9 protein-coding genes are annotated in these 12578 nt (G+C 63.6%); 2 read left to right on the forward strand and 7 right to left on the reverse strand.

Translation table 11 applies throughout. From position 1 onward, the window contains the following. Positions 1-63 precede the first annotated feature (63 nt). Both MTX21_RS10370 and MTX21_RS10375 read left to right on the forward strand, forming a co-directional pair. Positions 64-345, forward strand: coding sequence for a hypothetical protein (locus MTX21_RS10370; RefSeq protein WP_280964700.1), 282 nt, complete (start codon positions 64-66; stop codon positions 343-345). 51 nt (positions 346-396) lie between these two features. After that, the gene (locus MTX21_RS10375) at positions 397-1425 is read left to right on the forward strand and encodes a DUF4424 domain-containing protein (RefSeq protein ID WP_280964701.1); all 1029 of its coding nucleotides are present in this window, start codon (positions 397-399) and stop codon (positions 1423-1425) included. 9 nt (positions 1426-1434) lie between these two features. Here MTX21_RS10375 and MTX21_RS10380 read toward each other — a convergent pair whose 3' ends face one another. The 7 genes from MTX21_RS10380 to tagH are packed head-to-tail and all read right to left on the reverse strand — an operon-like array spanning position 1435 to position 12578. Further along, positions 1435-3243 (reverse strand): serine/threonine-protein kinase, encoded by a 1809-nt coding sequence (locus MTX21_RS10380; protein ID WP_280964702.1) that lies wholly within the window; start codon positions 3241-3243, stop codon positions 1435-1437. Continuing rightward, positions 3240-4016 carry a protein phosphatase 2C domain-containing protein gene (locus tag MTX21_RS10385; protein ID WP_341510860.1) on the reverse strand — a complete coding sequence of 259 codons (777 nt, stop codon included), beginning with the start codon at positions 4014-4016 and terminating at the stop codon, positions 3240-3242. The genes MTX21_RS10380 and MTX21_RS10385 overlap by 4 nt, the downstream gene beginning before the upstream one ends. A gap of 6 nt (positions 4017-4022) precedes the next feature. Then, a complete protein-coding gene (tagF, locus tag MTX21_RS10390; protein WP_280964704.1) occupies positions 4023-4712 on the reverse strand; it encodes a type VI secretion system-associated protein TagF in 690 nt (229 codons plus the stop codon). Then, entirely contained in the window at positions 4709-8251 is a 3543-nt protein-coding gene (gene tssM / locus MTX21_RS10395) for a type VI secretion system membrane subunit TssM (RefSeq protein WP_280964705.1), read from the reverse strand. Before tssM ends, tagF begins: the two co-directional genes overlap by 4 nt. Positions 8252-8294: 43 nt before the next feature. Next, positions 8295-9818: a type VI secretion system protein TssL, long form gene (tssL, locus tag MTX21_RS10400; protein ID WP_280964706.1), complete on the reverse strand. Its 1524-nt coding sequence runs from the start codon at positions 9816-9818 to the stop codon at positions 8295-8297. Further along, positions 9815-11152 carry a type VI secretion system baseplate subunit TssK gene (gene tssK / locus MTX21_RS10405; protein WP_280964707.1) on the reverse strand — a complete coding sequence of 446 codons (1338 nt, stop codon included), beginning with the start codon at positions 11150-11152 and terminating at the stop codon, positions 9815-9817. The genes tssL and tssK overlap by 4 nt, the downstream gene beginning before the upstream one ends. A 49-nt stretch (positions 11153-11201) precedes the next feature. Next, positions 11202-12578 (reverse strand): type VI secretion system-associated FHA domain protein TagH, encoded by a 1377-nt coding sequence (gene tagH, locus MTX21_RS10410; RefSeq protein WP_280964708.1) that lies wholly within the window; start codon positions 12576-12578, stop codon positions 11202-11204.

Consider the following 12578-nt stretch of genomic DNA (forward strand, 5'->3'; position numbering starts at 1 on the left):
CGCGTTCAATTCTATCACTGGACGGTGATAGTCCGAACTTCTTCCAGCTTGCGGTGCAAAATCATGGCCAGGAATAGATTTGAGCAGGTCAATGAAGTCCAGCCCGACGCGATCACGCTGGTCCTGAAACGCGACAATGACGGCGCCTCCGGATCGATCGTGCTGCCGGCCGCTGCGAGTGGGGGGCGGCTGACCACTGACCAGGTTAGCGCCCAATTGCCGGCCCAGGATGCTTTTCGCGGCGCGATCCGGCTAGCCAATGACGTCAAGCTCGCAATCGTGGTGTGCGATCCAGACGGTGTCTGTAAGTCCGAGTGGGGCGATCTTTACCAGGCGATCGACTGACCCATCGCCGGACGGAACCGGCATATGCTGCGACGCCGTATGGAGGCTAGCATGGTGAACGGACCGTCCACCCCGCCGTCATTCCGGAGCCGAGCCTTGATGGCCGCGCTGCTGGTTGCGACCGGCTGGCCCGCGCAGGCCAACGACTCGGCGGCCGAATTGTCGATCGGCGGGCTCCAGCTCGTTCGCACCAATGACGTGGCCATGGAAAGCGAGGACCTTCGTATCGCACTCGACAGGATCAGTGTTCGCTACCAATTCACCAACACCACCACCAAGCCGGTCACGCTTACCGTTGCCTTTCCACTGCCCGACATCGACCTGTCGGAGGCGGAGAGCATTGCGCTGCCGTCAAACGATCCGGTCAACTTCGTCGACTTCGAGACCAAGGTCGACGGCAGCCTGGCGCCGCTGACCATCGATCAGCGTGCGATGGTTGGCAACAAGGATGTCAGCGCCCTGCTCCGTGAGTTCAAGCTGCCGCTGCTGCCGATCGGCGGACGCGAAATCCGGGTGGCCGACCTGCCCGCGGCGACCCGAACCCGGCTCGTGGACGACGGGCTTCTGATGCCTGCCGGCATGAGCGACAACGGTCGCCAGCAATATGCCCCAGGCTGGATCACCAAGACGTCGGCTGTGCGCCAGCAGGTGTTTCCGCCCACGCGCACCGTCACCGTCGAACACCAGTATCGGCCGAGCGTCGGCTCCAGCCCTGACACCATCCTGCGCTCGAGCCTGCGCCGCAGCAGCGCTCTCAGTCAGGAAGTCGCGCGTTATCGGAAGGAGTACTGCGTCCAGGATGCGTTCCTCACCGAGCTCGACAAGCGCGCAGGCAACAGCCAGGCCAACACCGCGAAGCTGCAGGAGCGGCGGATATCATACGTGCTCAAGACCGGCGCGAACTGGGCTGGGCCGATCCGCTCGTTCAAGTTGACGATCGACCCAGGCGGCAGCGATCGGTTGGTGAGTTTCTGCTCGGGGCGGCTCAAGGCATCCGCCGCCGGAAGCATGCTTGAATATACCGCAAGCGACTTCAAGCCGGATGCCGACCTGAAGATCCTGGTGATCGGAAAATTCTGAGCGTGTCTATCAGTTCGTGAGCAGCACGTAGCGCGCGGCTGCGACGATTGTCACCTTGCTGCGCTGAGCCTCGCTCATCGCCTGCAGGAAGAACGTGTCGGCAGCCATCGGTCGCGGCTGGCGCAACGAATCCAGAACCTGCGGAGTTGCCACGACCAACAGCAGTTGCGGACCGCTCGCGCGCGCTGTCGGGAGCGTGAACGAAAGCGAGTCGATGCCCGGCTTAAGAAGATAAGACAGGCTCTGGACCTCGCCGCGATCCGACACCATGAGCAGTTCGACCACGCGGTTGGCGAAGTTCTCGATGGTGCCATTGAGGGCTTCGCCGGCTTTCAGCTCTGTCGCTGACAGGCTGATGCGCGGCGCCCGCGCCTGATCGCTCCCGACCTGACTCAAGAACTTGACGGCCGGACATTGCGCCTGAGTGACTTGCCGGACGCCGACCGATGCCTCGAAGCCCTGTTCGCGCCGGAACGCCTTGTCAAAGGTGTCGAACGGAGCGGTCGAGGCGCCGAAGCCTTCGATGACAGCGGCATTTTGGCTCACGGCAACCGGCAGGATGAAGAAGCAGTCACCGCCAGAATAATTTGCCACATATTTGCGGATGCGCTCGGCTCGCCCCGGCCCATCGAGTGCCGGAGACGGCGTCGCCGTCGGCTGCGCGGGCAGCTTCACCTGCTCCTGGCGTCCGGGCTGAGGTCCGGCGGGCTCGACCTTCGGCGGCGCGACCGTTCCGGCGAGTTTCGGAGGTGGCGGCAAGACCGCCACGCGGGGCGCTGACCAAACCAGCTTGTAGAAGGCATAACCACCGCCGCCGAGCAGGAGGAGCAGCGCTGCTGCACCCGCACCCAGCCAGAGGCTGCGCGGTCTCTGCGCGGTCGATGGCATCCTGTCCTGCAGCACCGGCGGCGCGCTTTCCGGCCGCCGCAGCGGATCGAAGCCACGCAACGGCGCGGCGGGTATCTGAGCCGAACCAACCGGCATCCAGTTAGCGACCTCCGCCATAGTCGGACGTAATGCCGGATCAGGCTGCAGCATCTGCTCCAGCAAAGGCCGGATGCGCATGTCCACCGCACCGAGATCGGGCACACGCCGGCGCTTCTCCACCAGTTGAAACTGGCTGCCGCCCATGTCGAGCTTCTGTCCAGTCAGCGCATGGAACAGCACCAGACCTAGGCTGTAGACATCGGACTTCGCGGTGACATCATTGCCGTACAGCCCTACCTGTTCCGGCGATGCGTAGTTATCCTTGCCCGCGAAGCCCGAACCGATGATGGTCTTGTCACCCATCTGGGTCGACCGGGCGATGCCAAAGTCTATGATCTTGGCCCGCCTGACATCGTCGAGCGGTACGATGATGTTGTCCGGCGAAACGTCGCGATGGATGATGCCGTGCTCGTGGGCGGCCTCCAATCCCGATGCGACGCGCTGCATCAGCTTGATCAGCGCCTCGAAGGTCAGCGGCCCCTCCTCGAGCATGTTCGAGAGCGAGCGGCCGTTCACAAACTCCATCGCGAGATAGGGGCGCTGCAGCACCGGCTCCACGGTGAACAGAAAGTAGCGAACGATCGCGTCGTGCGGAAGGTTGTGGAGCGCCGCGGCCTCCCGACGGAACAGCGCGAGCGCCGCCTCGTTTTCGACCATGTCGGGCAGCAGCATTTTCACCGCAACCGGCGATCCGGTCTGGATCTCGCGGCATTTGTAGACCTCACCCATGCCACCCGCGCCGATCACCGCTTCGATCTCGTAGATGCCGTTGAGCCGGGTGCCGGGCGGCACGCCGTGATAGGGGGATCGGAACGGATCGTTCGCAGTCATGGCTGCGGCTCCCAATCGAGCGGCGATCTTGTCGGCTCCCGGGATTGCGGCATCAGCAGCCGCACAACCACGATCGTCACGTTGTCGAGCCCACCGCGATCAAGAGCCAGAGCGAGCATCTCATCGCAGGCCGTTTGGGCACGCCGCGTGGCCGCGTGTTGAAGGATCTCGTCGTCTTGCAAGTGCTTGGTCAGGCCGTCGCTACAGATCACGAAGATGTCCTCCGGCTCGGCCGGCCCCGTCACCACCTCAAACTCCGGATCATCGGCGACGCCGACGGCCCGGGTAATGGCATTGCTAGGCCAATCCTTGACGTCTTCGCGCGACAGCGCTCCTTCGGCGATCAGCTCCTCCAGTTCGCTGTGATCATGAGACACCTGTTTGATGCCGCCGCGGTTGATCAGGTAGACCCGGCTGTCGCCCGCCCATATGCAGGCATAATAGCCGTCGCGCACGAGCAGAACCGCCGCTGTGGTACCGACGATGGCACCCTGGCGTTCATGACTCAGCGCCAATATCTGCTGGTTCGCGCTGAACAGCCGCTCCTCGCACTCCGCCAACAGGTCCGCGGCTGACTCCGGCATACCGATCGCATCGAGCGACTGCACCACGATGCGACTGGCGAGATCGCCGGCCTCATGACCACCCATACCGTCGGCGACGGCCCAAAGGCCGGCATCGGTTCGTACCAGACATGAATCCTCGTTCCGCGCCCGCACCCGTCCGGGATGGGTGACGCTACCGACATCGAACAAGGATGGGACGTGTACCATCGCGTGTCATCCCGTCCCGCATGCCGAGCGATCGAGATTCCCGGTCAGCAGCATGGAATAGTGATACGGATCAGGCAATCCGCGGTAACACAGCGCCATCGGTGGAAAGCCTTCGCCTCCGGCGGTCCACCAGAAGCTGGCCGCGGCATAGACCTGTGGATTGGTGGAGCAAAGTGTAGCAAACGACCCGGCGAATGCGTCGACCGCCGAGACCGTCCCCGCCGCCGATCCGATCGGCGTGCCGTCGGCAACGGTCGCCTGCAGTCGCGGCACCGCGAAACGATCGAGTTCGTCGGAGATCTGCTCGAAGGTTGCGGCCCGATCCAGAGTGGTGAGCAGGAATGTCTCGGCTTGCCCAAACCATTCGTCTTGCGGGTCGACATTCGGCGGCGCCAGCGAGGCGTCATCGTCCGTCACCGCGTGCAGCGTCAGTGGATAGTACCGCCCTACCCCGTCGACCGAGGACATGATTGCACCTGTCACCGTGGTGCCGCAGATCGCGGCTCCGAGCCAGAATCGCCAAACCGGCGCGGTCAAAAAGGCCTGCTGCCAGCCTGAGCCAAGCTGGTGGCGACTTGCCGACAGCGCAGCCTGTAGCCACGGCTCCCAGGCTTCCAGGAAATTGCGCGGGGTCGCGATCGCGATGAAATCGCGCTTCGCGCCGATCTTGCCGAATAAACCGCAACGCATGGTCATATTCCGGTCGGGCAACGGAACTCGCGGAGCACTGACAGGTTCAGCGGATTGCGCAACGATCCGGTCGAAATCTGATAGTTGAGCTCGCGGCCGGCGACGATGAAAGTCGCGCTGGCGGTTTCCGCCTTCGCCACCAACGAGCCTGCCTCCAGCATCCGGAACAACGACCAGGGACCGATGCGCTCGAGCACGGACGGCGGGCCGGTATCGTTGCTGACCGAAATCGCCGTCCGCGGCGAAGGACCCGGCCACAGGACGGTCGTCGGTGCGTTGCTCTGCGGCGGTGGCGGTGGCGGCGGTGGCGGACCGCCGAAAAAGGGCGAAGCGGCCGGTCCGGGAGTGGTTGGGCTGGTAATCGTGGTGCCGCCGATCTCGGTCTTGACGGTCACGCCTGGCCCGGATGCCCCAGGGGGGCGGATCGCGAATGATACCGCCGGCACACCGCCGCCCGTCTGGAAGAAGGCATCGCGGATATAGGCCGCATTCTGGAATTGCTTGAGGGTGTCCGGCGAGAACGAACGGCCGACGGGGCTCTCCTTTCGCCAGACCCAATCCGACCGCGACGTGTCGGCGTAAGGTGCCAGGTACTGAGTGAAGAACTTGTCCATCACCCCATTCGGACTGAACAATTTGGCGAAATCCGCGAGGGGCACCTCCTGATTGCTGCTGCGGACAAACGGATAGCGGTTGGTCACCGTCTGTTGGCACACCGGCGTGACCTGATCGCGCAACGTCTGCAGGATCTGTCCGGCGGTCGAAGCTGCAATGCTGCCTTCGAACTCCCCGGCCGCCGCACGCAACATGTCGGAAAATGGCGGTGGCATGCGCGAGGCATTGTTGCGGAGCGCTGCGACCTGGGCCTGGAGCGCAGCACTCGCCTGCGCGGTCAGTTGCGGATTCTCGATGATCAGCGTCAGGTTCTGCGCGATGTCGTTCAGGTTGGCGATGGTCGAGTCGATCGGCCTATGGGTGCTCTCGCCTTCTAGCACCGCATGGTAAGGTTTGAACTGTGCTTCGATCGTCGCGCCGGGCGGTCCATCCTGGGCATTGGTGAAGAGTGCCGGCGCCGGTGCAGCGGCGGCCACGGCAGCAGCAGCGTTGGCCGGCTTCGCCCGTTCCTTTGTCAACATCGTCTCGTCGCGCACCGATTCCAGAATTTGCCGCATCGGCGATGTCGGCGCCGAAAGGGCCCTCAGCACCTCGTATTTCGGCTTGTCGGCGAGCAGCTTCTTCAGGCGCAGGCTGCCGAGTGCCGTTCGCCAACTCGTTACGAAATCATTGGAATAGATGTTGAGCAGATCGCCGGCCAGATTGTCGTATTGCTGGTCGATGGCCGACTGCTGGCCGGCATCACCCAGGACCCAACGCTCCCGCTTCATCCGCTCGGACAAGCCGGGCAGCCGGGCGATGAACTTCTGATGGAAGCCGTTATACGTGAAGAACTCGGGCACCCGCACGGCGTCCAAAGCCTGCCCCGTCGTGGTCTCGAACACGACGGCCATGTCGGGGCCCCCGCGGCGACTGGCGATCCAGTCGCCGGCGGTCGATGCACGCGCCTCCGATTTCAGAAACTCGTACGCACGTTGCGACACGCTCAGGCGCGCCAAGGAGCTCTGTGCCTGCTTGATCAACCGACCATCGAGTTCGACCAGCGGCGGCTGCTCGGTCTCGAGGTCGAACATCGCCACGAGGTTCTCATCGAGTAGACGTCGCCCTTCCGCGTTGGTTGCGCCGGGATAGAGGTTGTCCGCCCAGTCGCGTTGCATCCAGGAGCGGATCAGCTCGCGGTCCGGCGACTGCAGCCCGCCGAGCATCAAATAGACCTTCAGCGCCTCGTAGACGAAGGCAGGCTCGTTGATGCGCGCATTGAGCTGCTCTTCCAGGCGATACAGCAGGCGCGGCCGGAACATGCGCTCGAGTGCCGTATGATAGGCCGCCTTCGAGGGCGATAGCAGCCGGGCGTGCTGGCTGAGCCCGTAGCGCGCCGACAGTGGCACCGGCTCGTTGCGCGATCCGTAACCCGCCGGGGCGTTGCGCAGCCGGTAGAGCAGCGGCAGCACCTTGTCGAGATCATGATCGGCGATCAGCGTCTGCTTGATGAGTGGTGCTCCGGCGGCCGCATATTCGCTATCCGCCTGCAGGCTCTGCTCGATCAAATCGGAGTTGCGCTTGTAGCTCGTCAGCCACGCTGCGATCAGTCCGATCGAGACCAGGCCGATCAATGACAGCGCTGCGGTCTTCAGGATCAATGCGCGGCGCACCGCGGCGCGGTCGGTCGAAACCCAGTCGGCCTCGCCGATGATGACCTTGGAAATCAGATCGGCGAGGAAGTAGCTCTTGCCCGTTCCCGAATAGGATTCGGAACCGACCTCCTCCGCGCCGAACGTACGCGCCAGCGATCCGATCAATTGGTCGATCGGCGTGCCTTGCTGCGTACCCGAGGTGAAGTAGAACCCACGCAGATTCGCATTCACGTGATAGCGCGTCGGCTCGAATATCTGGTTGAGGAAATCGTGGATCTGGGGCTTGAGCCGCGCCATCTGCGCCGGGAAGCCGAACAGTTGGACGCGGTGCTGCGGCGTCGGCTCGTCCTGCAGACGGTCGAGCGTCTCCTCGCTCAGGCGCTCCAGCAGACGGTCGAACTCGAGCGGGATCTGCCCGACCAGATTCTGGGTCTTGTCCGCGGTCTGGAACGTGGCGCCCCAGACCTGTCGGCGGCCAGCGTCGCCGAGATAGGCGAAATACTCGGTGAAGCCGGCAACGAGATCGGCTTTGGTAAATAGCGCATAGACCGGGAAGCTGACCCTGAGCTTTTGATGCAGCTCGAGCAGGCGCATCCTGATGGCATCGGCGTGAAGCGCGAGCTCCTGCTTCGGTAGCGTCAGCACGTCTTCGATGCTGATGGCGACGAGGACGCCATTGATCGGCTGGCGCGACCGGCTCTTCTTCAGGATGTCCAGAAACGCCAGCCAGCTATCCTTGTCGGCCTTGCTATTGGAATCCTGGGTGGTGTAGCGGCCGGCGGTATCAATCAGCACCGCTTCCTCGGTAAACCACCAATCGCAGTAGCGGGTCCCGCCGACCCCTGCAATCGCCGCCGGCGTCGTCCCCCGCGCGAGCGGAAATTTGAGCCCGGAATTGACCAGCGCCGTGGTCTTGCCGGCGCCGGGCGGACCGATGATGACGTACCAGGGTAGATCGTAGAGATAGCCCGACTTGTTGCCGCTGGCGGTCTTGAGCGTCGCGAGCGCATCCTTCATGCGCTCCTTGAGCACCGGCTCGTCACTGACGGGCTGATCCGCACCGGTGATGCCGTCGGCAATTTCCTTGGCATTCTTGCGGCGCTTGAACAGATTGAGGCCCACGACGCCTGCCACGGCCGTGGTGAGCAGAAGAATCGCGATCTGGCGGACGATATGGTTCTCCAGCGGCCGCCAGTCGCCGAACGCGACGAAGGGACCGGCGAGATAGATCACCGCCCCGAGCGAGCTGAGCCCGACTCCGTAGAGAACGATGCGGAGAATGTCCTTGGCAAGCATCTAACCATACCTGTCGCAAACCGCGTGAGCTGGCGGTATCTGCCTATTCGCTGCGTTCGATAAAGATCTCGACGCGCCGGTTCTTGGCGCGTCCTTCAGGTGTCGTATTGCTGGCGATTGGCGCATCGGCTCCCTTGCCCTCGACGTCGACGCGCGAGGCATCGGTGAGGCCCGGCTTCAGTGCGCCGGCAACCGCCTTGGCGCGCTCGACCGACAACTCGAAGTTCGAAGGAAAGCGCACTGTGCGGATCGGCGAACTGTCCGTATGGCCGACGACCCGGATTCGTCCCGGCTCCTTGTCGAGGGTTGCCGCCACGCGGGCTGCGACCGGCTTGAAGCCGTCGAGGATGGTGGCCTGGCCCGACGCGAACAGCGCGAGGTCGCAAACCCTGATCACGATGAAGCTCGCGGTCTGGTCCGCGGTCATGGCACAGGCGGTGTTCTCCTTGGCCAACGCGTTGCGAATACGCTGGAGCTGGGTGATACGATCCGGTGGCGGCGGTGGTGGCGGCGGTGGCGGTGGTGCAACGACACGGCGCTTGAGCTCGATCGGATCGGCCGGATGCAGCGCAAGCGCCACCTCGGCAGCATTCTCTGCCCGGCCGGCCAGGAGCGTCCGCAGGACGAAATAGGACCCGGTCAGCAGCGCGGCGACCACGGCCGCCACGAGCCAGACCGGAACACGCAGACGCTGCCGGCGACCAGCCAGCGCCTGCCCGCGCCAGTTGGGCGACAGATCGCTCATCGTCTTGGGCCGGACCCGGCGCAGCGTTTCGTAGAGGTTGCGCTGGATCACCTGCAGGTTCGCAAGCCCACCCGCCGACGTGCGGTGAATGCCCTGGAAGCCGAGCGCAAGGCAGGCGTGCTGAAGTTCGAGCACCGGATAGTTGACCAGCGGATCGCCCTTCAGATGGTCGAGTATCTCGAAGAAGCGGACGCCGCCGATCCGCTCGCCGAAGAACCGGCTCAGCATCGAGTATTGCGTCCAGACGTGGCGCTCCTCGGTCGGGATGTGCTGCACGATATCGTCGGCCGTGGCGCACAGGATGTATTTCGCTGTGTTGGCCTGGTGCTCGGAAATGCCCGCTGAACGGATATCCTTCTCGAAGAATTTGATGGCGTCGGCGACCTGCTCCATCAGGCTCGCGAATGACGCGCGCATGAGCGCCACCCGCAAGCGGCCAAGCAATTGCAGCAGCGGGCCCGCGGCGCGCATCACCGGATTTGCGTTAGGCGCGACCAGATCATCGACACGCAATGGTGGCCCCGGCGGCAGCATCGGCTGCGGCGCCTGGGCTGGCGCGGGCGTCGAGATCCATTCCTCAGCCGGATGGCTGGTTGGCGCGGCGGCATAGCCCGGGCCCTGCGGGACCGGAGAAAAGGGTGACGGCGCAGGTGCGCCGGGAGAAGGTACGGGCGACGGCGAATAGGCGGGCCGGGCAACTGGTCCCTCGCCCGCCGAAGGCTGAGGGGTCGGAGCCGGCGGCAACTTCCCGCCGGGGTTGGGACGGATGATCGTCCGCTCGCCCCGACCGAAAGGATTGACCGGCTTGTCCCTGTCGCTCATGGCCTGTCTTCCAGGATAGCCCAAAGGTACAGCTCAAGCTCCGGCCAGTCGCCGGAGAAGTGCATTCCAATCGAGGCCGCCGTGCTGAACTCCGGCCATAGCGGCGACTTGCGGTCGAGATAGAAATAGACGTGGTCCGTGATGGCCCGAATGTGCGGCGGCGGCGTCGGCAAATGCACCAACGTCAACCCCGGCAGGTTCGCGTGCACGATCTCGTTCATCTTGGTGTTCGGTCCGACCTTGAACAGGTGCGGGAAATCGTTCTGGATCTCCACCAGCGGCCGCCGTGCGGCAACCTCCAGCACCAAGGTCGCATTTCGAAACAGCGCCCGATCGCGGATCGGCGATACGAACGCATTCTGTGCGCGTTCGATGATCTCCAGGCGGATCGCCCGCCGGCCCAGGCGCGCGCTCAAGAAGTCCTGGATGTCGCTCACCAGCGGTGTGAAAATGTTCTCGAGATCGTCGTGATCGTACGCCGGATAGTTGCGCGCGCGCCGCTCCGCCGTGGCAAACGTCGCAAGTTCACCCGCGAACCTCAGCAGCTCCTCGTATAGCCGCTCGGGATGCACGCTGCCGGAACGCTGGAAATGAGTCAGCACGGGAATGGTCCGGTTCAGCACTTGCAGCACCAGATAGTCGACGCTCTGCAAGCCGCCACCGGACGACGGATCGACCGCATAACGCGCAAGCTCGTCGAGCTTGGTCTCGACCCAGCCGATGATGCGGTTGAGCCAGCCGTCGATGATCGGATGTGCGGCGCAGACGAGCATCGGCGGTACGAACTTGTCGTCGAACAGGACGTTCTTGTCGCGCACCTCTAGAATGCGTGCGATGCCGAGGCCCATGTATCCGGGCTTGCTGGTCTTGCGCAGTTCGAACGACAACCTGGGATAAGCGATGTCGATCTCTTCTTCGATGCGCAGCGCGGAAGTCGAGTCGATGAAGGTCTCCGACGTGCGAACATAGCGACTGGCGCTGTCGGTGCGGTCCTCGTCCACCTCGCGGGTGTTTGGCGCTGCGACTGGCATCATCAGCCAGACGATCTGGCCTGCGGCCGTCTCCGGCACTTCGATCGCTTCGGGGATCGGGCTGTCTGCAGGAATATCGAACGGCGTTCCGTCCGGCATGACGCCGGACGCATTGCGCACCGCGAATTTGCTCTGTTCGGTAAGGTCCTTGTCGATCTCGAGCTGGGCAAATCCCCAGGGATATGGCGTTGTGTAGCGAACGCGCTTTTCCAGCAAATGTTCGATGTAGCGATCGTTCTGCTGCAGATGATGCGGTCGCAGAAACAGACCTTCTGACCAGAAAACCTTGCTATACCAAGACATTCCTGCATCCACTCAGCAATTTTCCGGCGACCACGTGGCCGCCGATAGTTCACTTTGAACCGACCTTGTCCGCGCGGTCGTAATAGTCCGAAAAATGCAACATGAAGGTATCGATCGGTGCGCTGTTGTCGCGACCGAGATGCGCCTTCCAGCGCGTCAAAAATTCGTCCCAGAGCTTGCTCTTGTTCGTGCCGAGCCAGGAGCTTGCGCCGCGCTGAAGCTCGAGCTCGCGTGCCATCAGTGTCGGATCGATACCGGCGATCAGCTCATGGACCGCGTGCTGCATCGCCATGTAGGTCTTCAACTGATGTGATTTGAGGTCACTGAAGCCCTGCGCAAAGGCGCGTTGCGCGTCGAGGTAACTGCGCGTCGGCGGTCCGAACAAAATGCGCATTGCCTCTTCCGACGTCGGCGAAAATTTCAGCGGATTGTTCTCGATGGCCTGGACGGTGGTCTGGCTGGTACTGCGGGTGAGCTGCTTGGCCTGGGTTCGCGCCTGCAGCAGCGCCATCAGATTATCCACGGTCATGCGTAAGATGATGCCAAGCTGTTCGGCGAGCTCGGCATCGGTCTTGCGGGCAAAGAAGTTGTCGGGCAATCCGGCAGCGCGTGCCACCAGCCGCGCGAACTCAGTACCACCGGCTGACATGGCGGTGTCGGGTCCCTCGTCTGCCGCCTGCGCCGGGCGGAGCATTTCGGCCTGCGGTGGCGATGGCGATGGCGGCGGCTTGCCAGCCGCTGGTTCGTCATCGGTCCACACCGATGGCCGGCGTGGGCTCGGCATGGCGGGCGGGCGCTCGACTTGCGCCTTCGGCGCCGCGACCGGACCGGCTGCCCAGCTCATGTCATCCTGCACGGATGGCTGGTACGGAGGCATCGACGATGAACGTCGAACAGGATCTACAACCGGCGCCGGAACGCTCGCCGCCCAATCCAGAAACTCCGGATTGATGGGCCGTGCGGCCTCGCGTGGCTTCTTCAATTGTTGCGGGTCGATCGGCGGCGGCACGTCACGGTCGGCTGCCCAAAGCTCCCCGTAGTTCGCGTGCTGCTGGACGAGAGGTGCCTGCAGTTGCGCCTCGTGGTTTGGGGCACGCGCGCCAGCCTCATCCTCCAGGAAAACTGCGATGATGTAATGGCCGATGGTAAGGCGATCGCCATCGCGCAGCCGGTGCGGCCCCCGCAGGCGCTGGTCGGCACCATTGAGAAAGGTGCCATTGGTCGAGACGTCATGCAGCCAATAGCCGCCGTCGCGAAAGTGCACCTCGCAATGCTTTCCGGAAATCATCCGCGCCGGATCCGGCAAAGTCCAGTCGAGGTGACGGTCCCGGCCAATGTCGACCGAACGCCTGCCGGTGACCGTAAATGACACAGGCCCACCGTCGGGAAGGTTCGGTTCGTTCTCGATATGAAAGCGAAGCACCAT

The sequence above is a fragment of the Bradyrhizobium sp. ISRA430 genome (assembly GCF_029909975.1).
Lineage (GTDB): Bacteria > Pseudomonadota > Alphaproteobacteria > Rhizobiales > Xanthobacteraceae > Bradyrhizobium.